At 63.1% G+C, this 23,842-nt stretch carries 22 protein-coding genes; 16 read left to right on the forward strand and 6 right to left on the reverse strand.

Going from position 1 to position 23,842, the window contains the following annotated elements; translation table 11 throughout:
• The first annotated feature begins 36 nt into the window (after positions 1-36).
• The 3 genes from PV760_RS01885 (at position 37) to PV760_RS01895 (ending at position 1,935) form a co-directional block, all read left to right on the forward strand.
• Positions 37-774: a GAF and ANTAR domain-containing protein gene (locus tag PV760_RS01885; RefSeq protein WP_018776902.1), complete on the forward strand. Its 738-nt coding sequence runs from the start codon at positions 37-39 to the stop codon at positions 772-774.
• Between the two features lie 79 nt (positions 775-853).
• Positions 854-1,180 carry an ArsR/SmtB family transcription factor gene (locus PV760_RS01890; protein WP_110503748.1) on the forward strand — a complete coding sequence of 109 codons (327 nt, stop codon included), beginning with the start codon at positions 854-856 and terminating at the stop codon, positions 1,178-1,180.
• Complete coding sequence (locus PV760_RS01895) at positions 1,177-1,935, forward strand: cation diffusion facilitator family transporter (protein ID WP_354627024.1); 759 nt, start codon at positions 1,177-1,179, stop codon at positions 1,933-1,935. Before PV760_RS01890 ends, PV760_RS01895 begins: the two co-directional genes overlap by 4 nt.
• On the opposite strand, the gene PV760_RS01900 is transcribed toward PV760_RS01895, so the two are convergent.
• The gene (locus PV760_RS01900) at positions 1,919-2,332 is read right to left on the reverse strand and encodes a DUF7793 family protein (protein WP_039242673.1); all 414 of its coding nucleotides are present in this window, start codon (positions 2,330-2,332) and stop codon (positions 1,919-1,921) included. The two genes, PV760_RS01895 and PV760_RS01900, sit on opposite strands and share 17 nt — an antisense overlap.
• Positions 2,333-2,537: 205 nt before the next feature.
• Here PV760_RS01900 and PV760_RS01905 point away from each other — a divergent pair, with 205 nt between their 5' ends.
• The 4 genes from PV760_RS01905 (at position 2,538) to PV760_RS01920 (ending at position 4,667) form a co-directional block, all read left to right on the forward strand.
• Complete coding sequence (locus PV760_RS01905; protein ID WP_354627025.1) at positions 2,538-3,119, forward strand: DUF1349 domain-containing protein; 582 nt, start codon at positions 2,538-2,540, stop codon at positions 3,117-3,119.
• 165 nt (positions 3,120-3,284) lie between these two features.
• Positions 3,285-3,746: a hypothetical protein gene (locus PV760_RS01910; RefSeq protein ID WP_018776905.1), complete on the forward strand. Its 462-nt coding sequence runs from the start codon at positions 3,285-3,287 to the stop codon at positions 3,744-3,746.
• A 20-nt stretch (positions 3,747-3,766) separates the two neighbouring features.
• Positions 3,767-4,174: an ASCH domain-containing protein gene (locus tag PV760_RS01915; protein ID WP_354627026.1), complete on the forward strand. Its 408-nt coding sequence runs from the start codon at positions 3,767-3,769 to the stop codon at positions 4,172-4,174.
• A 76-nt stretch (positions 4,175-4,250) separates the two neighbouring features.
• Entirely contained in the window at positions 4,251-4,667 is a 417-nt protein-coding gene (locus tag PV760_RS01920; RefSeq protein WP_026267045.1) for a MarR family winged helix-turn-helix transcriptional regulator, read from the forward strand.
• 386 nt (positions 4,668-5,053) lie between these two features.
• On the opposite strand, the gene PV760_RS01925 is transcribed toward PV760_RS01920, so the two are convergent.
• The gene (locus tag PV760_RS01925) at positions 5,054-6,517 is read right to left on the reverse strand and encodes a protein adenylyltransferase SelO (RefSeq protein ID WP_354627027.1); all 1,464 of its coding nucleotides are present in this window, start codon (positions 6,515-6,517) and stop codon (positions 5,054-5,056) included.
• Between the two features lie 95 nt (positions 6,518-6,612).
• Here PV760_RS01925 and PV760_RS01930 point away from each other — a divergent pair, with 95 nt between their 5' ends.
• A complete protein-coding gene (locus PV760_RS01930) occupies positions 6,613-6,864 on the forward strand; it encodes a hypothetical protein (protein ID WP_055971322.1) in 252 nt (83 codons plus the stop codon).
• 79 nt (positions 6,865-6,943) lie between these two features.
• Here PV760_RS01930 and PV760_RS01935 read toward each other — a convergent pair whose 3' ends face one another.
• Positions 6,944-7,366 (reverse strand): hypothetical protein, encoded by a 423-nt coding sequence (locus tag PV760_RS01935; protein WP_275775960.1) that lies wholly within the window; start codon positions 7,364-7,366, stop codon positions 6,944-6,946.
• Positions 7,367-7,664: 298 nt separating this feature from the next.
• On the opposite strand from PV760_RS01935, the gene PV760_RS01940 reads away from it, so the two are divergent.
• Together PV760_RS01940 and PV760_RS01945 are read left to right on the forward strand one after the other, a co-directional pair.
• Entirely contained in the window at positions 7,665-9,455 is a 1,791-nt protein-coding gene (locus PV760_RS01940) for an NAD(P)/FAD-dependent oxidoreductase (protein WP_354627028.1), read from the forward strand.
• A gap of 11 nt (positions 9,456-9,466) precedes the next feature.
• On the forward strand, positions 9,467-10,525 hold the full coding sequence (locus PV760_RS01945) for a 2,3-butanediol dehydrogenase (RefSeq protein ID WP_354627029.1): 1,059 nt from the start codon (positions 9,467-9,469) through the stop codon (positions 10,523-10,525).
• 76 nt (positions 10,526-10,601) lie between these two features.
• Here PV760_RS01945 and PV760_RS01950 read toward each other — a convergent pair whose 3' ends face one another.
• Positions 10,602-11,483, reverse strand: a complete 882-nt coding sequence (locus tag PV760_RS01950; protein WP_018776912.1) for a helix-turn-helix transcriptional regulator — start codon at positions 11,481-11,483, stop codon at positions 10,602-10,604.
• A 92-nt stretch (positions 11,484-11,575) separates the two neighbouring features.
• On the opposite strand from PV760_RS01950, the gene PV760_RS01955 reads away from it, so the two are divergent.
• Both PV760_RS01955 and PV760_RS01960 read left to right on the forward strand, forming a co-directional pair.
• Positions 11,576-12,472: an aldo/keto reductase gene (locus PV760_RS01955; protein ID WP_502921418.1), complete on the forward strand. Its 897-nt coding sequence runs from the start codon at positions 11,576-11,578 to the stop codon at positions 12,470-12,472.
• A gap of 20 nt (positions 12,473-12,492) precedes the next feature.
• The gene (locus PV760_RS01960) at positions 12,493-13,515 is read left to right on the forward strand and encodes an aldo/keto reductase (RefSeq protein ID WP_039242691.1); all 1,023 of its coding nucleotides are present in this window, start codon (positions 12,493-12,495) and stop codon (positions 13,513-13,515) included.
• A gap of 72 nt (positions 13,516-13,587) precedes the next feature.
• Here the strand turns inward: PV760_RS01960 and PV760_RS01965 are convergent, their stop codons facing one another.
• Positions 13,588-14,892: a GAF domain-containing protein gene (locus tag PV760_RS01965; protein ID WP_018776915.1), complete on the reverse strand. Its 1,305-nt coding sequence runs from the start codon at positions 14,890-14,892 to the stop codon at positions 13,588-13,590.
• A gap of 443 nt (positions 14,893-15,335) precedes the next feature.
• Between PV760_RS01965 and PV760_RS01970 the strand changes: the two genes are divergently transcribed.
• The 4 genes from PV760_RS01970 to PV760_RS01985 all read left to right on the forward strand — a co-directional run bounded on the left by PV760_RS01970 (position 15,336) and on the right by PV760_RS01985 (position 23,063).
• The gene (locus PV760_RS01970) at positions 15,336-16,847 is read left to right on the forward strand and encodes an RNA polymerase sigma factor (protein WP_354627031.1); all 1,512 of its coding nucleotides are present in this window, start codon (positions 15,336-15,338) and stop codon (positions 16,845-16,847) included.
• Between the two features lie 423 nt (positions 16,848-17,270).
• Complete coding sequence (locus PV760_RS01975; protein ID WP_354627032.1) at positions 17,271-20,834, forward strand: CLIPPER-2 domain-containing protein; 3,564 nt, start codon at positions 17,271-17,273, stop codon at positions 20,832-20,834.
• Between the two features lie 137 nt (positions 20,835-20,971).
• On the forward strand, positions 20,972-21,181 hold the full coding sequence (locus tag PV760_RS01980) for a hypothetical protein (RefSeq protein ID WP_354627033.1): 210 nt from the start codon (positions 20,972-20,974) through the stop codon (positions 21,179-21,181).
• 322 nt (positions 21,182-21,503) lie between these two features.
• The gene (locus PV760_RS01985; protein ID WP_354627034.1) at positions 21,504-23,063 is read left to right on the forward strand and encodes a PQQ-binding-like beta-propeller repeat protein; all 1,560 of its coding nucleotides are present in this window, start codon (positions 21,504-21,506) and stop codon (positions 23,061-23,063) included.
• Here PV760_RS01985 and PV760_RS01990 read toward each other — a convergent pair.
• On the reverse strand, positions 23,060-23,839 hold the full coding sequence (locus PV760_RS01990; protein WP_189075365.1) for an enoyl-CoA hydratase/isomerase family protein: 780 nt from the start codon (positions 23,837-23,839) through the stop codon (positions 23,060-23,062). The genes PV760_RS01985 and PV760_RS01990 overlap by 4 nt on opposite strands.
• Between the last annotated feature and the right edge of the window lie 3 nt (positions 23,840-23,842).

Here is a 23,842-nt window from a genome sequence, read left to right on the forward strand (position 1 = left end):
GAGCAGGCGCGGCTGGAGTGGCCTACCATTAGGCGCATGGAGACCTTTGACCCTACCGAGCACATCCGCGGGCTCCACGAGCTGGTGGCTGGCTCCGCGGACATCAAGGCTATCCTCGATGGCCTGACCCGGTTCGCATCAACTGCCATCAGCCAAGCCAGCGGAGCCCGTATCGATTGTGCTGTGACACTTCGCCGGCGCAAACGCACAGCCACCGTTGCGGGCAGCAGTGAAAAGGCTGTGCACCTGGACCATATTGAACAAACCCTCAAGGAGGGTCCCTGCCTGGAAGCCCTGGACAAGGGGCGCCCGGTGCTGCTGGCCGACGTCGAAACTGACATCGACTGGCCCGAGTACAGCCGGCTCCTTGCAGCAGAAGGCGTCCACAGCGCCCTCGGGGTGCCTATGATGCTGGGCGAAACCTCGGAGGCAGTTCTGAACTTCTTCGCGCCGGCGCCGGGACTCTTCACCGAGGACGTCATCAGGGAGGCAACCGATTTCGCGGACGTTGCCGGAAGCACGTTGCGCCTTGCCATCCGGATCGAAGCCACAGAGCAGCTGAATACGGACCTGAAGGCCGCCATGGCCAGCAGAACAGTGATTGACCTTGCCTGCGGCGTGATCATGGCCCAGAACCGCTGTGGACACGACGAGGCGTTCCAGCTGTTGACCACCGCCTCCAGCCACCGAAACCAGAAACTCCGCGTCGTAGCCGAAGAGATTGTTGAAAGGGTAACCGGGAGCAGCGACGGAAAGCTCAACTTCGAGGACTAGCTGCAGTAACCCGAAAGAGCCGCGTAACGGCCTTAGGTACATCATTGGATGAATACACTCATCGATGTACTGTAAAGTTATGCAGGTTCTCTCCAACGCACCGGTCCTCGCCAGATTTGGCTACGCGATCTCGGACGCCACCCGAGCCAAGGTTCTGTTGGCCCTTGCCGAGGCTCCGTCCTTCCCGTCCGACTTGGCAGACGCGATTGGCGTATCACGGCAAAGCATGTCCAATCACCTGACGTGCTTGAGAGGGTGCGGACTGGTGGTCGCGATCCCCGACGGCCGCCGTACCCGCTATGAACTCGCCGATCCCCGGCTGGGCCATGCCATCAAGGACCTGATGAGCGTCGTCCTCTCCGTCGATCCCGCCTGCTGCGCACCCGACGGGAGCTGCATCGCATGAGCACATTCCAAGGAACAATGCACCCCGTGCGCCGGCTCACCTTGATGCGCCGCATTCGGATTTTCGCTGCGGCCACCATCAGCTACAACGTCATCGAGGCCGCTGTGGCGCTGTGGGCCGGCGGCGTAGCGGATTCCTCGGCGCTGGTCGGCTTCGGTCTCGACTCAATCATCGAAGTCACGTCCGCCTTGGCATTGTCCTGGCAGTTCTCCAGCAAGGATCCGGAACGGCGTGAACATCTCACCCTCCGGGTGATCGCGCTTTCCTTCTTTGCCTTGGCCGCGTTCGTGGCCCTCGACGCCGTCCGCTCGCTGACAGGGGCCGGAGAAGCCCGGCACTCCACCGCAGGCATCATCATTGCCGCCCTTAGCCTGGCCATCATGCCGGTACTGTCCTGGGCACAGCGCACCGCGGGCCGGGAGCTCGGCTCAAGGACCGCCGTCGCCGATTCGAAACAGACGCTCCTGTGCACGTACCTTTCTGCCGTCCTGCTGATCGGACTGGTGCTCAACAGCACCCTGGGGTGGTGGTGGGCGGACGCCGGCGCCGCACTGGTCATAGCCGGCATCGCCGTCAGGGAAGGCATCAACGCCTGGCAGGGGGACAGCTGTTGCGCACCTGTGGTGCAGCACCCGAAAGGCACGGGTGAATCGGTCACTACCGGCACCAAGGAAACGGACGCAACAGATTCCTGCTGTGCCGGGTGTGCAGCTTCGGCAAGCCCGCTCCCGGGGATCTCTATCGAAAGCCGGTAGGCCGCCCGGCAGAAACAGACGCGCCCTCAGCAGTGGAAGCTTCAGCCAGCCATCCCAACGCCTCCAGTCGCGACGTGAAAAACATGGTGGGGCACGGAACCTTGCTGGTGTGAAGCTGGTACTGGACCACGGTGCGGTCCACCGGGCTCTCTCCCAGTAACGCGATCCTGGACGCGGCGCACGGTTCCTCGAAGACCTCCCGCGCCCGACGGCTCAGGAACCCAGTGGCAGCCATGTCCACCAGCAGCGGGAGTTTCCGACCGTCCGCAAGTCTATTGACGGCATCCACGGCCGCACGGGCGTTCCCCGCTTCGATGCGCACGCCGTGGTTCCACACCAGATGCAGGACACCCTTTTCCAGACGGAGGACGCTGTCGTCCAACTCAATCTGTTCCATCCTGCACCTCCTACGTAACCGTCTCCTGCCCCTGCGGTGATCCGCTGGACTTAGTAAAGAACAATTATCTGCCCTGCGCCCGAGTAATCGGTACTTGCCTTTTGTCTCCGTCGGCATTAGGAACTACCTACCCGTACGCGCGCAATTGGCACTGTCGTGCCATGTGTCAAAGTGGAGTCACTGATCGCGGGAAACAAGGAGCACTGTGAGTACGGAACTAGCGTGGAGCCGCGGCGAGTGGACCAACCAGCCGGCCGACGTCGTCGAGCATGGAACTGACCTGCTGGTCACCGCGGCCGAAGGCAGCGACGCCTGGCGCGTCACCTCCTACGGTTTCGTGCACGATACCGAACACGCGCTGCTTGCCCCGTTTCCGCTGGACAGCGCCATGGAGGTTGAGTTCACCGCCGCGTTCTCGCAGCAGTTCGACCAGGCGGGGATTTTCGTCCGAGTCAGCGCCGGGCATTGGGTCAAGGCAGGCGTTGAATTCGCCGACGGCGCCGCTCAACTGGGCGCAGTGGTCACCGACCGTTTCTCGGACTGGTCTTTGGCGCCGGTCCCGGAATGGAACGGCGGCCGGGTACGTGTGCGCATCAGCCGCTCGGGCGACGCACTGACCATTCGGGCCGCGGCGGGGACCGGCCCGCTGCAACTGGTGCGCGTGGTTCCTTTCGCCCCGGAGCTGGCCGCCTTCGCCGGCCCATTCACCTGCGCCCCCACCCGCGCCGGACTCACCGTTCCGTTCCACTCCTGGCGGGTTACTCCCCCTGACAGCCAGCTCCACTGACGATTGGCTTGCGGGGTGGTCACTTCATGAGATTATGGAGACTTCCGCAGCTTGCCATCGACGGCGGCTGCAACACAGTCGGCTCCGTAACAGTCCTATGGGGGGCACATCACGGTGGAAGATACTGCAAGTCTTTGGCGTACTGACCCTTCGACATTCCGCGACGTGGTGATCGACCGCGCCGCACTGGAAGCTGCACTGGCCGGCGATTGTCCGCCCATGGAGCGCGTAAGGTACCTGGGCTTGCTCCGCCGGGACACTGAAGCCCTGGACGAAGGCTTCAAGCTTCTACCCGACTCCCCCGACCGCCGCGAGTTGCTGCTGATTCTCGCCCAGGTCTACCAACGGCAATACCGCTGGCACGATGCCGCAGTTCTTCACGAAAAGGCGCTCCGGACCGTTCGGACACCCGACGAGGAAGCCTACGTCCGCCACCACATTGGCCGCCGCCTGTTCGACGAAGCCCGTTTCCGTGCCGCTGCAGACGAGTTCCAGTGGGCCGCGGACCTCTACCGGGTGGCCGGCAACCTCGAAGCGGTGGAAGAAAACCGCCAGGCCATGCGCCGGGCCTTGCAAGTGCACAGCGACGAGCGAAGCGGCGGACGGCCGGCGTTCGAGCTCTCCTGACTTAGTGATTAGCTGTTCGTATGCATGAACAGCTCCCCATCGTTGAATTCGCCTTCCCCGGGCCACTTCGCGATCGCTTGGTCAGTGCGATCCTGGCTGGCCGCAAGACTGCTACGACTTCCCTTCTCCACGAATACGAGGTCGGCAACGAACCGCTGCCCGTTGTCGGGCACAGGGGTGCGGTCATCGATTCGGATGGACAGAGGGTGGCGGTGATTCACACTACCGCGGTCCGGATCGTCCCACTCCGCGATGTTCCGTTGGATCACGTGCTGGCCGAAGGAGAGGGGTACGGTACGGTCACAGATTGGCTGGTCGGCCACACCGAATTCTGGTCATCAGAGCCAATGAAGGCGGAGCTTGGCGAGGATTTCACCATCACCGCCTCATCGCTTGTTGTACTTGAACAATTCAGGGTCGCCGGTTGACCACCGCCCTTACGTCCAACGACTGATGTAGCATAGTAAGCAAGCTGACTATTTGCGATAGGCCGGGGGTGCCTGAATGCCTGATATGGACCGTTGGCCAACCAGCCGGTTGCTGTCTACGGCAGCGAGACTGGTGGAGCTGGCATGGAACGAAAAACTGCGCCCACTTGGCCTCACCTATCCGGCAGTGCTCACCCTCGATGCCGTGGCAACGGGTGGGCCCATCACCCCTGGAAAACTTGCCCAGAACGTCCGCGTGCAGGCGCAGACCATGGGCCCGCTCCTCAACAGGCTCGAAGCCCGCGGATACATCCTCAAAGAACCCAACCGCTTTGACCGACGCAGCCAACTGGTGTCGATCACCCCATTGGGCCTTGACCTGTTGGAACAGTCCCACGGCCAGGAAAACTCGGTGCTCTCCACCATCAATCTGGACTCCGAGGGACTCCGCGACGAACTCATGGCCATCGTGCGGGACACCCCCTTCCACTAGCTCTCAGGGGCCTGCGTAGACGGAACCCTCCGCGGCAAGGCAGTATGGAGTTAACGCTGATGAAGTCCGGCGCTAGAAAAGTCGTATCTCCACACCCCGGGCCAGCGTGACGTACTGCGACGCCCGGACCAAGCAAAAGGGCATCATGAGTGAACTTCGAATAGGCGACAGCCTCCCCGTAGACCTTCTTAGCTTCAGGGCAGCAGAATGCCTTGTATCAACAGGCGCGCCTGAATCAGAGGATGTCTGTGTTCTGGATGCAGGGCACACCGGCAACCACCTGGCTGCCGGTGCAGACATGGTAGTCAGGGCCGTCTGGAGCTAAAGGCAAAGGACAATGCCAAGGGGAAGCGACCCAGCCGGGTCGCTTCCCCTTGGCATTTAACCTACGTGCCGCAGAAAGTCCGGTACGGGCCGAAACTCTCAGGCGCCGGAACCGCGAACTTCTCCAGTCCAAGGCGTTCCGAATAAGGCGAGCTGAGCGCCTCCAGCAGTTCCGCCGTCGGGCCGGTGTCCCCGTTCGTCGCAGCCGCGAGAGCCTCTTCCACAAGATGGTTCCGCGGGATGTAGATCGGGTTGACCCTGTCCATGGCATCAGCGTCGGGCTTCTGGGCCCGCCACCGTCCTAGCCAGTCGTCAAACGCCGGGAGATCGAGAAGCGCGCCGCGGACGGGCTCGGCATCCCCGCGGGCCGCCTTGCCGAGGTTGCGGAAGAACGAGGTGTAATCGGCGCGCGCCTCCTGGACCAGCTTCAGGAGGTCATCCACCAGAGGCGACGCAACGGCGTCGTCAATTCCCTCCGGAAGCCCCAGCTTGGCTTGCATGCCACTGAACCAGGCAGCACTGTACTGCTGCCGGAAACCGCCGAGTGCTTCGACGGCGAGCGCCACCGCCTGCTCCTCGTCATCATGGATCAAAGGCACCAGCGATTCCGCGAACCGGGCCAGGTTCCACTCGGCCACCACCGGCTGGTTGCGGTAGGCGTACCGACCCTGCTCATCGATGGAGCTGTACACCGCACCGGGATCGAACCCGTCCATGAAGGCGCATGGACCGTAGTCGATGGTTTCGCCGGACACCGTCATGTTGTCCGTGTTCATGACGCCGTGGACGAAGCCCACCAGCATCCACTGGGCTACAAGCCGCGCCTGGACCGCTATGACGCCCTTGAGCAGGGCGAGGTACGGGTTGTCTGCAGTGCTCGACGACGGGTGGTGGCGTTCGATTGCGTGGTCGGCCAGGCGGCGCAACAGTTCGATGTCGTTGCCGGCCCTCGCGTACTGGAAGCTGCCCACCCGGATGTGGCTGCTCGCCACGCGGGTAAGGACCGCGCCCGGGAGGACCGTCTCGCGCTGGACCGATAGGCCCGTGGCGACGACAGCCAAGGACCTGGTGGTCGGAATATTCAGGGCGTGCATCGCTTCACTGACGATGTACTCGCGCAGCATGGGTCCGACGACGGCCCGGCCATCGCCGTTCCGCGCGAATGGCGTCCGGCCGGAACCCTTCAAATGGATGTCGCGTAGCTTCCCGTCAGCGTCGGCGACCTCACCCAAAAGCAGTGCGCGCCCGTCCCCCAACCTGGGCGAATAAGAACCGAACTGGTGCCCGGAATACCCCTGTGCCACCGGGGTTGCATCCTCCGGCAGGGCGTTGCCGATCAGCAGCCGCATGCCCTCCGGGCTCCGCAGGAAACCAGGGTCAAAGCCAAGTTCGACGGCGAGTGGTTCATTGACCAGCAGAAGCTGCGGATCCGGGGCCACCTCCGCCCGCCACGGAACAGCCAGCTCGGGGAAGTCGCGGGCGAAGTGGCCCTCGAAGGCAATGGTCGATTCGGCGGAGTGGCTCATCAATTAAGGATAGGGCGGTTTTGGGCGGGGGTGGTAAGGATGCTGAGGGACGCGGACTGCAAGACTCAGGGTGTCCGCGGGTTATCCTTCAAACCGTGACTACTACAACCGACACCACCGAGACCGAGATTCAACGAAGGCTCGGCCAGTCGTATAAGAAGACCTCAATCATCCTGGGCGTCATCGGCATGTTCATCCTGGGAATTCCCTTGGGCATCGCGGCCTTTATCTTTGCCCGCAAAGCCGAGACCCAAGGCGTCAAGGCCACTGCTGGGATCGTGCTGGCTGTCCTTGATATCGTCCTGGCGATCGTGGTCATGGTAGTGCTCAAGCCGTTCAACATTTAGGCGGGGCGCATTCCCCTCCCTTCCGTCCTCTACGGCTGAAAGAGCTGGCCAACAGGGATTAACACCCGACAGGTCCGGCTCAAGGAATGGTGACTTGCTCGTCGACCCGCTCCGTGAACGGGAGCCTGTCCGGACAGGCCACGGATGCCATCACCGGCCCTCCGGGTTTTGCTGTGTATCGCACACACGCGCTGACGGTTCGCTGTTCAGCCCACCAACCCCCACTGGTGGTTAGGTGTTCGCGGAAGTACCGGTCGGCATGGAAGTTGCCGTCGGCCTCCCAACCGAACGAGTAAGTGACGCTGTTTCCCTGTAACTTTGAGCGCACGGCGTCCCTGTCGGACGTATCCGTGGCCGCGGTAAACCCGATGAACCAGTCCATACCCTCTGCAGCGCGGTCCCGGATGGCGCTTCGTCCCAGTTCCTCGATGCCGGGCCGGGCACATGAGGACAAGGCCACCAGGATGACCATTGCGCAGCAAAGCGTCCAGCCACGTCTCATTCATTCCCCCAAAACTTATGAAACCCCAGCCTAACCCTGGGCGGGCACCAGCGGACGGTGACGCGTCCGCCGTCGTACATTGCCACCATCGATCGCTCCCCCGCGAGTCCCCTGGAACGTCGAGCGCCTGACCACGAAGCTGAAGAGCGAGTACTCCATTGTTGGAGGGTAGCTTTCACCCCCAACGTCCCGTGTAACCCTCTTGTAACCCCCTCCGCCCTTTACTTGTGACGTGGGCCACTTTCCAGCGAATGATGTGCCGGATGGTGTCCACTCGCAAGCAACGGAAAGAGGAATCATGCCTGACACACCCAACGGTGCTATGGAAACCTGGCTGGCGCAGTTCGACGCAGCCCTGTGCAGCCGGGACATCGAAGCAGCACTGGCGCTGTTTGATGACGAATCGTATTGGCGCGACTTCGTCTCCTTCACCTGGAACCTCAAGACCCTTGAGGGCAAGGCCGGGATCAAGGACATGCTGGAGGCCGTGCTCGGCGATGTCCAGCCATCCAACTGGGCCTTGGCCGAGGACGCCGCGGGCGACGCCATGAACCCCGAAGCCTGGGTCAATTTCGAGACCCTGCAAGGAAAGGGCTACGCACACCTGCGGCTCCGCAACGGAAAGTGCTGGACACTGCTGACAACCATGCAGGAGCTCAAAGGATACGAAGAGAAGAAGGGTCCCCACCGCGAACAAGGAGTGGCCCACAGCATCGAAAAAGGCAGGAAGTCCTGGCTGGAACGCAAAGAGGAAGAAGCTGCCAGGCTCGGCCATGAGGACCAGCCCTACGCCCTGGTCATTGGCGGCGGGCAGGGCGGCATCGGCCTCGGTGCACGGCTCCGGAGACTGGGCGTGCCCACCATCATTGTGGACAAGAACGCCCGTCCCGGTGACGCCTGGCGCAACCGGTACAAGTCCCTCCACCTGCACGACCCCGTCTGGTACGACCACCTGCCGTATCTGAACTTCCCCGACGACTGGCCGGTCTTCGCAGCCAAGGACAAGATCGGCGACTGGCTTGAGCACTACACCAGCATCATGGAGCTCAACTACTGGTCCAATACCGAATGCACCAAAGCTCGGTGGGATAAGGAAAGCGGTACGTGGGAGGTCACCGTCATCCGCGACGGCGAACGGGTCACCTTGCGTCCCCGGCAGCTTGTCTTCGCCTTGGGCGTTTCCGGCTACCCCAACATCCCGGTCTTCGACGGCGCCGACTCCTTCCTTGGGGAGCAATACCACTCCTCCAAGCACCCCGGCGGTGGGGACTGGACCGGCAAGAAAGCTGTAGTGATCGGCTCCAACAATTCCGCCCACGATATCTGCGCGGACCTCTGGGAGCACGGAGCGGACGTGACCATGGTCCAACGTTCATCCACCCACATCGCCCGGAGCGAATCCCTGATGGACCTGGCCCTCGGCGATCTCTATTCCGAAAAAGCACTGGCCAACGGAGTGACCACCGAAAAGGCCGACCTCCTCTTCGCTTCCCTGCCCTACCGCATCCTTCCGGAGGCCCAGGTGCCGGTGTACCAGGAAATGGCAAAGCGGGACGCCGGGTTCTACTCCCAGCTCGAAGCCGCCGGATTTGAGCTGGACTTCGGAGTGGACGGTTCCGGCCTGTTCCTCAAGTACCTGAGGCGCGGCTCCGGCTACTACATCGACGTCGGCGCATCGCAGCTGATCATCGACGGCCGCGTGAAGCTCGCCAACGGCCAGGTCAGCAAAATTACCGGCAACGCCGTGATCATGGACAACGGCGACGAACTCGAAGCCGACGTGATCATCTACGCAACCGGTTACGGCTCCATGAACGGCTGGCTCGCCGACCTCGTCTCACCCGAAGTGGCAGACCAAGTGGGCAAGTGCTGGGGGTACGGCTCCGACACCCCCAAAGACCCCGGGCCCTGGGAAGGCGAACTGCGCAATATGTGGAAACCCACCAACGTGGAGAACCTTTGGATCCACGGCGGAAACCTGCACCAAAGCCGGCACTACTCCAAGTACCTCGCCCTGCAGCTGAAAGCCCGGATGGAAGGGCTCCCCACTCCCGTGTACGGCCTGCAACCATCCCACCACACCCGCTGAAGGAGCCGATTGTGAAAGCAGCAAGATTCCACGGCCGCAACGACATCAGGATCGACGACGTCCCGGAGCCGGAGGTGCGGCCCGGCACCGTCAAGATCCAAGTGGCCTGGTGCGGCATCTGCGGAACCGATCTCCACGAGTACTTGGAAGGGCCCATCTTTGTCCCTGCTCCCGGACACCCGCATCCCCTGTCGGGGGAAGAAGCCCCGGTGACCATGGGCCACGAATTCTCCGGAACAGTCGTGGACGTTGGCGAGGGTGTCCAGGCGCTCTCGGTGGGCGACAACGTCGTCGTGGAACCCTATTTCGTGTGCAATGAGTGTCCGCCCTGCAAGGCGGGGAACTATCACCTCTGCACCAAAATGGGCTTCATTGGGCTCTCCGGCGGAGGTGGAGGCCTGGGCGGCATGGTGGTTGTGGACACCAGGTGGGTCCACAAAGTCGGCAACATCCCGCTGGATCAAGCCGCCTTGATCGAGCCCCTGTCCGTGGCCCACCATGCGGTCGCCCGAAGCGGTGCCAAGCCCGGAGACGTTGCCTTGGTGGGTGGCTCAGGACCTATCGGGCTGCTGACGGCCGCTGTATTGAAAAGCCAGGGGGTCACCACGGTGATCAGCGAACTCAGTGCGGCCCGGAAAGACAAAGCCATCTCCAGCGGGGTGGCTGACCATGTCATCGACCCCGGCCAGGAGGATCTGCAGGCACGGCTGTTGGAGCTGACCGACGGCGTGGGCGCGGACGTGGCTTTCGAGTGCGCCGGAGTCAACGCGGTGCTGGATACGCTCCTGACGGCGGTGAAACCCGCAGGTGTGGTGGTGAACGTTTCCATTTGGGGCCGGCCGGCGACAGTGGACATGCAGAAAATAGTGCTGAAGGAGATCGACTTGCGCGGCACCATAGCCTACGTCCGGGACCATGCCGAGGCCATCAAGCTGGTCCAGGAGGGAAAGGTAAATCTGGAGCCCTTCATCACGGCGAGGATTGCGTTGGAAGACCTGGTGGAGCAAGGCTTCAATACGCTCATCCACCACAATGACACCGCGGTGAAGATCCTCGTCCACCCTAGGTAGGTCCACCCCTAGGTAGGTCCACCCCTAGGAACCTCCATCCCTGGGCATATCCGCCGGCGCCAGGAGCGCCGGCGGATTACTGCTCCTCGTTGACGGCCGCCTTGGTCGTTTCACGCTGGGTGGCCACCCAGCTGGCAAGTACTTTCAGGGCATCGGCGGAGGGCGTGTCTTCCTCGGCAGTGTAGACATTGATGCGCAGCCCTGGATCTGCCGCCAGTTCCAGGGCCTCGTAGCTGAGGTCCAGATCGCCCACGATGGGATGGTGGAGACGCTTGCGTCCGGTCCGGTGGTACTTCACATCGTGCCGGGCCCACCGCGTGCCGAACTCCTCACTGCGGGTCGAAAGCTCACCGACGAGATCGCTGAGGTCCTTGTCGTAGGGGTTCCTGCCCGCGGCCGAGCGCAGTGCCGCGACGATGTCGTCAGCACTGCGCTCCCAATCGATGAAGAACTCACGGGCCTTCGGATTGAGGAACGTAAACCGGGCACTGTTCGGCGGACCGGGACGCTCAGCCATCATGTCCATGTAGAGAGCGCGGCCCAGTTCGTTGGACGCAAGGACATCACCGCGATCATTGCGGACCCAAGCCGGTGCCGAACTGATGGCATCAATGACGCGCTGCACGCTGGGACGCACCGTCCGGGGACTGCTCTTGCGGCGAACCCGCGGCGACGCCGCGGTGGAGCGGGCCAGGTCAAAAAGGTGGGCCGTCTCGGCGTCGTCAAGCTTCAAGGCCCGGGCGAGCGCCTCCAGGACGTTGTCCGAGGCGCCCGAGAGATTACCGCGCTCAAGCCTGATGTAGTAGTCAACGCTCATGCCGGCGAGCATCGCCACCTCTTCGCGGCGCAGTCCGGTCACCCGGCGCTTGCCTCCGTATGCGGGCAGGCCGGCCTCCTCCGGCGTGATCCGTGCACGGCGGGAGGTCAGGAATTTGCGAACGTCGTCGCTGAGTGTCATGGCTCTACGCTACGCGGGGCCGCGGCGGGGTGGGAGGCACTGACATTACCCTGAACAAGAGTTACTCCCGGAGTGCTTGGAAGTGCTGTTCCATGGAAAACATGAATACCGAACTTACTCTCAACAACGGCGTCACGATGCCCGCCCTGGGCCTGGGTGTCTTCCAAAGTCCCCCTGAGCAGACAACAGCGGCGGTGGAAGCTGCACTGGCCACCGGCTACCGGCACATCGACACGGCCGCTGCCTACGGCAACGAGCGGGAAGTCGGCGAAGGCATCCGCAACAGCGGCCTGGACCGGTCCGAGGTGTTCATCGAAACCAAGGTCTGGGTCAGCGACTACGGCTACGAGCAGACGCGGCACGCCTGGGAGAAGGCAACGGCCAAACTGGGCGTTGATTACCTCGACCTGCTGATCCTGCACCAGCCCGCTCCGGACCGCTTCGACAAGGTCATCGCCGCCTACAAAGCACTGGAGAGCCTGCTCGCCGAAGGAAAGGTGCGTGCCATCGGCGTCAGCAACTTCATGCCCCACCACTTGAAGCGGCTCCTGGCCGCAACGGACATCGTCCCCGCACTCAACCAGGTGGAGCTGCACCCGTACTTCATCCAAAGGGACGTCCAGGAAGCGGACGCGGAGCACGGCATACTCACCCAGGCCTGGTCACCGATCGGTGGCATCACGTTCTACCCCGGCTGGGGCGAAGCCCGCCGGAACGTCATGGAAGACCCCACCATTGCCGATGTTGCCCGCAAGCATGGCAAGAGTCCTGCCCAGGTCATGCTTCGCTGGCACCTGCAGCAGGGCCGGTCAGCCATTCCGAAATCGACCAACCCGGCACGCATCGCCGAGAACTTCGACGTCTTCAACTTCGAACTCAGCCCGGAAGAACTTGCCGCCATCGATGCCCTGGACACGGGCGTCCGCAATGGACCGGACCCTGACGTCGCCCGCGAAGAGCGCTTCGCCATGGTCATCCCCGAAGCCTAGAACCGAGCAAAGGAACCGCTATGGAATACCGTCTTCTGGGACGAACTGGCGTGAAGGTCAGCCCCCTGTGCCTGGGTGCCATGATGTTCGGTCCCTGGGGCAACAATGACCACGCCGACGCCACCCGCATCATTCACCGGGCCTTGGACGCCGGCATCAACTTCATCGACACCGCTGACGTCTATTCCGGTGGCACCTCTGAAGAAATCGTAGGGAAGGCAATCGAGGGCAGGCGGGACGACGTCTTTCTCGCCACCAAGTTCTTCATGCCCATGAACCCTGACGATCCCAACCAGAGCGGCGGTTCCCGCCGATGGATCATCCGTGAGGTGGAGAACTCCCTGCGCCGCCTCAACACCGATTACATCGACCTGTACCAGGTCCATCGCCCCAGTCCCGACACCGATGTGGAGGAAACGCTGGGTGCCCTCACGGACCTGGTCCGCCAGGGCAAGGTCCGTTACATCGGCTCCTCGTCCTACTCAGGATCCCAAATCGTGGAGGCACAATGGGCGGCGCGGGAACGGAACCTGGAGCGCTTCGTCACCGAGCAACCGCCTTACTCGATTCTTGCGCGCGGGATAGAAGAAGACGTCCTTCCCACCGTCCAGCGCCATCGGATGGGCACCCTCAGCTACAGTCCCCTTGCCGGCGGTTGGCTTTCGGGTCGATGGCGGAAAGATTCAGCATCTTCGCCCACATCAAGTGCGCGTCCGAGCGCCAGGTTCGACATGACGAGGTTCGCGAACCAGCGCAAACTCGATCTCGTTGAAGACCTGGCGCAACTGGCCGAAGAGTCCGGGCTTAGCCTCATAGAGCTCGCCATTGCCTTTGTCATCAATCATCCCGGCATCACCTCCGCGATTGTTGGCCCGCGGACCATGGCACAGCTGGAGTCCTATCTTCCGGCGGCCTCAGTCGCCCTCACCGCAGACGTCCTGGACCGCATCGACGAGATCGTGGAACCCGGCGTCACGGTCAACCCGGACGACAACAGCTACGGCGCGCACGAACTCACACCCCGGGCGCGCAGGCGCCGCTGACAGGAACACATCGACGACGGCGCTGCCCGCCTCACCCGGCGGGCGGCGTCGTCGTGCATTTTCAGGGTCCCGCTACGCCCGGAATTCGCGGTCGCGCCTGGCCATCCTCGCCTGCAGCATTCCAAGGCGGGGATCATTGCCGGCCGCTGCCTGCGCGGCCGCCAACGCTTCGAAATCATCGGCCCCCATGTCGCTGGAGCCCCATTGCAGGATGAGGTCCTGGTCGCCGGTGGCCCGCACCGATGCGCTGATCGCTGCGTTGAGTTCGTCGCGGAGGAGCTCGATGGCGAGGTTTCCTGAGCGGGCAAGGAGCGGAGCGTTGTAAGCCTGGAGAGCTTCGGCGATGCGGGCCTTCCGCAGATGTTCGGTCACGGTGGAGACGTCGGTTATCACCGTCAGTCCGGCCGCAAAGCGATAGGGGTTGGCCTCCAGGACCTTCCCCAGGACGGCGCGGATCCGGTGCATCTCGGTGCGGACGGAAGCTGCGGCACCATCCTCGCCATGCACCTGGTAGGCCAACTCGTCAGCGCTCCAACCACCCGAACGTGAGGCAAGCAAAGCCAGGATTTCAGCACGCCGGAGCGTCAGCGGCAGCCGCACACCGCCGTCGACCTCTGCTGTCGGGGCGTCCCCCAACAAGTTCAGTTTCAGCGTTGCGGGTGTTCTTTTGTCTGCACGGGTGGGAGCCGCATGAGGTGTGCGCGGACCGGCGGTACGCAAAAGCTCCTCGGCCAGCCGGACGGCGCAACGCACCATGCGCAGGCTGTCCGGAGTTACCGAGTCGATGGGCCCGGATACATCCAGGATTCCCAGGATCCGGTTGCTGTGCGGGTCACGGATGGGAGACGCGGTGCAGGCCCACTCGTGATGGGAACGCACGAGGTGCTCGGCTGAAAGGAGCTGGGCCGGTGCCCCCGTAATCAGGGCCTCACTGATGGCATTGGTGCCGATCCCGGACTCTGACCAGTCCGCCCCTTCAACGAACTCCAATGAATCGGCCTGTCGAAGCGCATGGCTGCTTCCCACCCGCCACAGCACCTCGCCCAGCTGGTCCGTGACGATCAGGAGGTGCCGGCCGTCAGCGGATTCGTCCGCAAGAAGTTGCGTGAGTGCCGGCATGACAGGGGCCAAGGGATGGCCGGCGCCGAGCTTGCGGGCATCCTCCACCTCGTGGCGACGGAGCGGACTGTGCCGCTCAGGATTGATCCCCAACGCCAAGGAGCGCTGCCAGGACTCCAGGAGGGACTGCGGGATGCGGGGATCAGGACGCCCGGAAATCGTGGCTTCGTGGGCTTTGCGAAGGATGCGCGCGTACTCCGACGGCGCGGAAAGCCTCAAACCATCCATGCGCGCTGCAGCGGCAGTGACACTTGGCATGCAGTTTCCTCCAATTCACCATCGAATTGCCCGGACCACGTTCCAGGAGCGTGCGCCGCCTTCCCAGTGTAGACCGGACAAGCCCCGGATGTGGTGCGGGTCACCAAGCCGACCGCCCGGACACCACCATGTCTCCGGAGTCCGGTCCGTTGCGTAATTCGGCCCAATTTCGCATTCATGCTTCTCGTATAGGATGCAGGAAGAACGGCTACGCGTCAGCGGGCAGAAGAGCCTGGAGGGGTCCAAACGGCTCGCCAATATCCATGCCAGGAATCCCATTGATGGGAAACGCGCTGTCGTGTCCGGAAACAGGCGAAATTGCCGTTTCCGCTAAGGCCGGTTTTGAAAACGCTATGGGGGCGATACAGAACGATGAAAAACACACGCAAGCACCTTTTAATGCCTTCGGGCAGGCCCAGCCACGCTTTCACCGGTAAAAAGCCATGACCGGGCATACCGGGAAAACTCCGGAGAACCCATCGGACGAAGAACTGATCTCTTCCGTCCAGGGCCAGGACGCCGCAGCCATCGAAGAGCTTTACCGACGCCATGCCGCTGCCGGGCTTTCCTACGCCAAGAAGCTATTGGGCAACGGCTTCGACGCCGATGACGTCAGCTCCGAGGCCTTCCTCAAGGTCATTCATGCCATCCAGCGGGGAAACGGACCGGATGGCCCCTTCCGTCCCTATCTCCTGCGGGCCATCAAGACCTCAGCTGCGGATCATTGGACAGCACGCTCACGCCACGAACTCGTGGAGGAGCCGATGGAGTTGCCCCACGACGAGGACGGCTACGAGCACATCCTGCACGAGAAGGACCGGGAACTGGCCGGCGCTGCTTTCGCGTCCTTGCCGGCCCGTTGGCAGACCGTGTTGTGGCATGTGGACGTCGAAGGCGAACGGCCCCGCCAGGTAGGGCCGCTGCTGGGCCTCGAACCCAACGCCGTTTCAGCCATTGCAGCCCGGGCCCGAAAGGGACTCCGGTTGGCTTATCTGGAGGCCTACGTGGATTCCTCCCTCGATGAGACGTGCAAGCCCTATGTGCCGCTGCTGGCCAAGTCGGTAGTCGACGGATTGTCTCCGTTTGAAGACGTGCGGCTGCAGAAGCACCTCGCAAAATGCCTCGCCTGCACCTCAGCTGCCACGGCCCTGATGGATGTTCGGTCCACGATGCGGCGGGCTGTCGCGCCCTGGCTGGTGGGACCGGCCGCCGTGCCCGTGATGATTGGTTCCGGAGCCGTAGCCTTGCCCGCCACGACAGGCACACAACTTCCCGGAGCCCAAGCCACCACCGGTTCCGCAGCGCACTCCGCTGGAATGGGAATCGGGGCGTGGGCCGCCGCCATCGCCGTGGTTGCCTGCGTGGCAACCGGCGCTATCGCCGTCGCGACAGGCTTGGGTTCAACCCCGTCAGCTACGGATGCGGCGAATTCTCCAGCCGAAGCGGGACCCCTTGGCGCACCTCCGGCAGGAGGCACCCCAGCGGACGGCGGCCCGGGGCCGGGCAGCGCCGGGGTGCCGCCGGCAGGTGTCAGTCCGGATTACGCCGTGATCTCACTGGACCAGCCACGTGCCGAAGCACTCCAAGTCCCGCTGCCTGTATCCATCCGCCCGATTCCAACGGACTCCCCCGCCGGTTCGACGCCGGAGACCACCCGCAGGGAGGAACCCAGGTTCCCACAACAAGGCACCACGGCAGCGCCGACCATCGCCGGTCCCACGCCGGGCTTCTCCCCGACATCCCTGCCGACGAGCACACCCCTGCCTACAAACGCCACTCCTGCGCCGAGCCCCAGCGAAACGCACCAGCCAAGCCCCACGGCAACGCCAACGCAAACACCCACTGTGGCACCAACCCCCACGCCGACCAGCACAAGTGTGCCAACACCCACGCCCACTCCTACCGTCACACCAGGGGAACCCTGCCCCTGGTGGTGGTGGTTCTGCACTCCGTAGCTTCCACTCCGAAACTGCCCGCGGTCCCCGGACAAGGACCGAATAAAAAAAACTTTCGAATTCCCGCGTCACGTTTTTAAGTGACAGCCGTATACATCTTGAAGGGCTTGTGCCCTGACTCCGTTTCATCGGCGAACCGTTCATCGTAACGGCGCTGACTCCTGTGTGCCTGCCGGTTAGCCGGACGCATCACAGTTGTGCCGAAACGGCATCAAAGAGGCTTTGGGAGGCAAACCAGACCGAATTGTTGATGGCGCGCGCCCAGACGCGGGCTACGGAAGTAGAAGTTTACGGCCCGGTGATGCCCATCACCGGGTCATGGGGGGTGGCTCTTGCGTGCAGGATCTAACGGCTACGGAGCGCCCGAATCTCTGGGAGCGGAAGGCTCTGCTCCCACCGGACACCTTAAAAGGGGTGCAGTAATTGGCTGACGGCACTAACCGACTCAGCGGCGGGACGACAGGTCCCGCCGTCGGTGCAGATCAACGACATATACACAGGCCAGCCGGGCTTCCCGCCCGACGCCGGCCACGGACCGGTAAAGGCAGGCGCGGCGGCAGGCAGGCTTTGGCACTCCTGGCGAGCAGCGCCGTCGTCGCCGGTTTGTTTACCGGAGGTGCGCTGACATTGTCGGCAGGCCCGGCCACAGCGGCAGATGCTTTGAGCTGTGGGGCCGTGTACTCGGTCCAGGGCACCGGCAACCGCAACTTGTGGCTCGTCAACACCGCGACAGGGACGCAGACCAGCGTCGGGAACTTCACCATTGCCGGGTCCAACCAAAACCTCAATGGTCTGGGCATCGCAGCCGATGGCAGTGCTGCCATCGACGTCCTGCCCAACAGCAACGACACAGGCCGGACCATCTACCGCCACGACCGGGCGTCCAACACCACCTCGGTACTGGGCGCGGGCGAAGCAGGAACTCCCGTCACCCACGGCGCCATCAATCCTGACAACGGCTTCTACTACTACGGCGGATTCACCGGAAATACGATCCGCGTTTACGGGTTCGACACCGTCAACAACGTCTCAATCGGCCTGGTGGCCAGCGGTGACATCCCCAACGCCGGAGCCAACGGCGACTGGGCTTTCGACAAACAGGGCCGCTTGTACGTGATGGGCGGTGGGTCAACCCACAGCATCCTCTCTGTCATCCAACAGGAGATACCCACGGCAGCCGGCGCACCCGTTGCCGTGACGGCCAACCAGCTGGTCTCAATCGCCACCCCGCAGCCCATCAACGGCATCGCGTTTGGTGGTGATGGCCTGGTCTACCTGGGCAGCTCGGACACGCTCCGCCAAGTGGACCCCATCTCCGGCGAAGTCCTGAGTTCCAAGCCCTTCTCCCAAGCCGGTTCCGTGGACCTGGGCTCCTGTGCAACCCCCAACACCATCACGGTCAAGAAGGACTTCCCGCACGGCCGCGTCACCCCTGCCGACCAGGCCACGCTCACCCTGAAGGGTGACGGTCTTCCGGTAACCGGCGTTCAAGCCACCACCGCCGGCACTGAGAACGGACTCCAGGACCAGCCCGGCGAGGTAGTAGGCCCGGTCTTCGGCCGCACAGGCACCACGTATGCCATTTCCGAGTCCGGCAGCACGGGCGTGGGATACGCCTCGAGCTGGTCGTGCATCAATGAAAACAACGGTGCTCCGATCTCCAACGGCACAGGAACCAGCGGCAGCTTCACCATGCCGGCAGCTGGATCCGATGGAATTGCTGTGCTCTGCACGTTCACGAACGCCGCACGAATCACGGATCTGGTCCTCGACAAGAAGGCCGGTGCCCCCAGCGGGAACACAGCCGGCTCAACTGTCCCTTACACCTTTGACGTCACCAACACCGGAACCGTCCCGCTGGAAACAGTCAGCGTAAACGATCCCCTGGTGGGAGCAGTCACATGCCCTCCCGGCCCCCTGGCCGTCGGAGCGACCGTCACCTGCACGGCTCCGCCCTACAAACTCACCCAGGACGATGTCACTGCGGGCCAAGTGATCAACAAGGCCACAGCCACCGGGACAGTAGCCGGATTGCCTGACGCTACGGACGACGATTCCACCACGACGCCGATTGCGTCCTCACCGGCGCTAACCCTGAAGAAGAGCGCCGGAACGCCGGTTGATGTCAACAATTCGGGTCTGACCGACGCCGGGGACACCATCGCGTACACGTTCCTGGTGACCAACAGCGGCAACTTGCCGGTCTCCGGCGTCGTCATCAATGACAAGCTGCTGAGCGGCCAGAACCCGGCAATCGCAGTAAGCTGCGAGGCCACATCACTTGCCCCTGGCGCCTCCACGAACTGCAAAGCTGATCAGCCCTACACCATCACCGAAGCAGACGAGACAGCCGGCAAGGTGCTCAATACTGCCACGGCCCAGGGCACCGATCCCCGCAACCAGCCTGTAGTTTCCAACGAAGACAGCACCGAAACCCCGGTCAGCGCTCCCGCGCCGTCGCTGTCCATGGAGAAGACTGCCGGCACGCCGGTGGACAAGAACAACTCGGGTATCACGGACGCCGGCGACACCATTGCCTACACCTTCGTGGTCACCAACACCGGCAATATCCCGTTGCATGACGTCAAGGTCAACGATCCAAAAATCGGTTCCGTCACCTGCGAAAAGAACGCTCTTTCACCTGGCGAGAGCATCAGCTGCACGGGCGATGCCCCGTACGTTGTAACCGACATGGATGAGCTTCACGGTTCGGTGGACAACACCGCCACGTCTACCGGCACGGATCCCGACGGCGACCCCGTCACATCCCCTCCGGACACCACCACCACCAAGGTCACGGTTCCCGCCCCGTCCCTGTCCTTGGAGAAGTTCGCCGCGGCTCCGGTGGATGTGAACAATTCCGGGATCACTGACGCCGGAGACACCATCGCGTACACGTTCACGGTCACCAACACCGGCAACGTCCCGGTAACCGCCGTTGAAGTGGTGGATCCGCTTGCGGGCGCCGTCACGTGCAAAGTCACGGAGCTTGCTCCCGGCGCAACAACCAACTGTGCCGCCGATGCACCGTACGTTGTGACGTCAGCCGATGAAGCAGCACACGTAGTGCGTAACACCGCCCACGCCGAGGGCATGGACCCCGACACTGACAAGGTTGTCTCCGACCCGGATACCACCAACACTCCAGTCACCGAGCAGGCCCCGGCCCTGACCCTTGAGAAATCAGCAGGGGCCATCAAGGACACCAACGCCTCGGGCATCATCGACGCCGGAGACACCATCGACTACACCTTCGTGGTCACCAACGATGGCAATGTGCCTGTCCGCCGGATCACGGTCAACGATCCCCTGGCCGGTGCGGTGACCTGCGAAGCCGCCGATCTCGCTGTGGGTGCATCCACTCACTGCAGGGCAACTGCACCCTATGTGCTCACCCAGGCTGACGTGGATGCGGGCAAGGTCCACAACGTGGCCACGGCCACCGGAACCGACCCCGACAACCAGCCCACCACCTCGAATGAAGACTCGACCACCACCAACGTGCCGCACGCTGCTGCACTGGTGATCGACAAGTCTGCTGCACTGGTTGATGCCGACGGCGACAACCTCGCCGACGCCGGGGAAACGGTCAACTACACGTTCGCGGTGACCAACACCGGGACCGTGACGCTGAACGACGTCGTGGTTGATGATCCGATGCTTGGCAACGCCGGCGTCACCATCGAATGCCCGACGACGAGCCTCGCCCCGGGAGAAACGGTAACCTGCACCGCTGCCTACAAGGTGCAGGCCAAGGATGTGGAGTCCGGTCAGCCGATCCGGAACGTGGCCGGGGCCAAAGCAGTCAGCCCCGATGGCGACGTTTCCTCACCCACGGACTCGGCTGAAACCCCGGTTGGTCCCAAGGCCCAGCCGGCACCGCTGGCCGTCACCGGAGGAGTTCCGTTCCTGGTGGCCGGCATCGGCGCAGTACTCCTGGCCGCAGGCGTGGGGCTGGCTTTGATGACCCGCCGGCGTCGTGCATGACAGAAAGCTGATGCTCGCTCAATGAGCTGAAGCCGAACACTTCCCGGGTGCCCGCCGGGAACACGAAGCGACGGCCGGATCACGTCCCCCCGACTCCCGGCCGTCGCTTTTGTGCATCAACTTCGAACGAGGAAAAGATGGCCATCACCACCCATACACCTGCCTCGCTTGCCGCGTGGGAGTCCGCGTTGGCTGCCCGGACCGAGCTTTGCCTCTCCGTGGCGGGGATCCACCGGGGAAAGCTGACCCTTTACGCAGGCCCCCATCACACCGGCCGCAGCCCTATGGCCATCCTGGATCTGCCCGGCACCGGCACCTATATCAGCCGCCCAATCCGTTACGAATAGGACCCCGGAATCACGACACGTTCCGGCAGTTCTTCCCACTCAATTGATGTGAGGCTGTCCAATGGGGGACGAGAGACAGCCGTAGTCGGAGGGCAACGCCCTTGCTGACCAATCACCGAGCACCGACTGGCCTTTGGACGACGAAGCCGGCGGCGCCTTTGGCTGCTTTCCCCCCTTCCCCGGCAGCAGCCAGTGTGGCCGGCCTGACTATTAACGCCCTCAGGTCCGGCCACACAACCTTTGCCATGGGATGTTGACTTGACTCCGGTGGCTGTATTCTCTATTTGAGCCACGTCTGGATGGCCTTTTTTCTGGGGGAATTTTGACTCATTCTCGACCCGCGATGCTGCGCGCCCACCTCACGTCCTGGGGGCTCGGTGCGCTCGCACTCGGGACCGCCGTCCTGCTTTCGGCGTGCACCATGCTCCCGCTGCCACGTTCGGCCGAACCCTCGCCGAGCAAATCTCCCGCGTCAGCGGAGGCGCCCCCGCGCAACAAGGAAACCGCGACGGCGGCTTGGCAAGTTGCGCTCGATCCCATCGGTCAGCCGGTGGTCGCCGACGGGGTAGCACTGGTCTACACCCGGGGCAGTGCCGGTGTGGAAGCCCACGCCCTTTCCGTGGCTACGGGCAAGGAGTTGTGGAAGCAGCCGGTTCATCCGGGATATGACGCCCCGGGGAACCCGTTGAAACCTGCGCTGACAAGGACTGCTTCGGGGAAAAGCGCCGCAATCTTCCTGCAGGCCGCTGCCTCTCCGGCGGGCATCGACAGTGACGTCGTCTGGTGGACTTCGCCTGTCGCCTTTGATCTGGGCACAGGCAAAGAGCTCTACCGGGGAAGGCCTGAACTGGTCAGTACGCGCCCCTTCGCCTGTGACGAACTCTTCGACATGTGCTTTATCGCCTTTGACGACTCAGCGCAGTCAGTTGAACACTGGGTGGACTTGGAAACCGGAGATGAGTCCGGAGGCGCCGACATCAACGAGCTCACCGGATTCTTCCAGCCGGTGGGCAAAGAACTGTATGCGGTGGAAAAAGACGGTGTCGAAAAACTGGCTCACGTCTCCTACGGCGAGGTTAAGTGGCAGATCGAAGTAGAGAAGGTTTTTGGAAAAGGTGCTTCCACCGATTTGGGGTGGCATTTCACTTACTCTGAGAAGCTTGACCTCTATGTGGGCTCGGTCGGAATCAATCCGACGGGTGTCGACCCCGAGAAATTCCCGGAAAAATCCTTATCGCTGAATCTTCGCGAAAGCACTAAGACCGTCGGTTTCCGAGCCTCGAGCGGGCGGGTCTTATGGACAGCGGATGCCTCCACACTCGAATGCTCAAAGACAATGAGTGCCGGTGACACCAAGATGGGCACTGGAACCGCATTGCCCATACGGTGCGAATACGTGGACGGCTACATCGAGTTTCCCGCGGGCAAATACCGGGGCGCCCGATCCAAAGTAGTGGGCTACGATCCCCTGACCGGCGAAGCATCCTGGGAAAGCGAACCTGTCTATGTGTACAGCTGGGACGAGTACGGCCTCATCCCTTCAGCAAGCCACGGTGAGTTCCTGATTGCAGGCACGTTCTGGGACTCAAACCTGGTAGACACCCACACCGGAAAGCCCCGCGGAGCAAGTTTCGACGACGGCTTCATCTGTTGGAAGCAGGCAACATATACCGCTCCACCGAACGGTCCCTACAAGGACCGGCCGGGAGGCGACATAGGTGCCGGCACTCAAACGGCGTTCCCGTGCCTGAAGGGGGGCTCGGCCACCCTGGCCTTTACCTACGGCGCCCTGACAGATGTAACCACCACGGATCAGGACATGGCCGTCATCTCCCTGGAAGGGAAAGTGGCCGGCTACAAGCTCCTCAAGGAGTTCGTCTAGCCCTTGAAAACGGGCGCCCGCTTCTCCTGGAAAGCCCGGAAACCCTCGGCGTAGTCGTCGGTCTTGCACAGGCGTGCCTGCTCTGCGTTCTCCTCCACCATGGAATCCCACAGGCCCAGGCGCTGGTCGCGGATGTGTGCCACGAGCTCCTTGGACGCAACAAACGCCTGGGTCGCGCCCGCGGCGACCCGCGCAACAATCGCCCGGGTCTCATCGAGCAGGACATCAGCAGGCATTGCCCGGCTGAACATCCCCTGGGCCACGGCTTCGGCCCCGGAGATCAGATCAGCGGTGTAGATCAGGTCCAGGGTGCGGTGCATGCCCAGGCGTTCGGTGAAGTACCAGTGCCCACCGGAGTCCAGGGTCGCCCCGAGCTTGGCAAAGGGCGATCCGAACTTGGCGTTCTCCGCCACGTACACCACGTCGGTGGCCAGGAGCAGCCCCAGCCCGACTCCCAGGCAAGCACCATGCGCGGAGGCAAACGTGGGCGCCGGGAACGCAGCCATCTTCTTCAACAGCGGCTCCACGAGTCCGCCGAGATACGCCTGTGCATCATCGGTTTCAGGGGTCACGGCCGCGATGTCGCGGCCGGCGCAGAAGGCACGGCCCTCGCCGCGAAGCAGCAGCGCCCGCACTTCGCCGCGCGAGGCGGCGGCAGCAGCGTCGTCGTACGCCTTATCCAGTTCCGCCAGGGCGTCCTCGTTGAGGGAGTTCAGCTTTTCGGGGGCATTGAGGACAATTTCGGCAATGCCGTTGGCAATGGAGAGCTCGATCATGGG

This window comes from Paenarthrobacter sp. CC6 (assembly GCF_040560085.1).
Lineage (GTDB): Bacteria > Actinomycetota > Actinomycetes > Actinomycetales > Micrococcaceae > Arthrobacter > Arthrobacter nicotinovorans.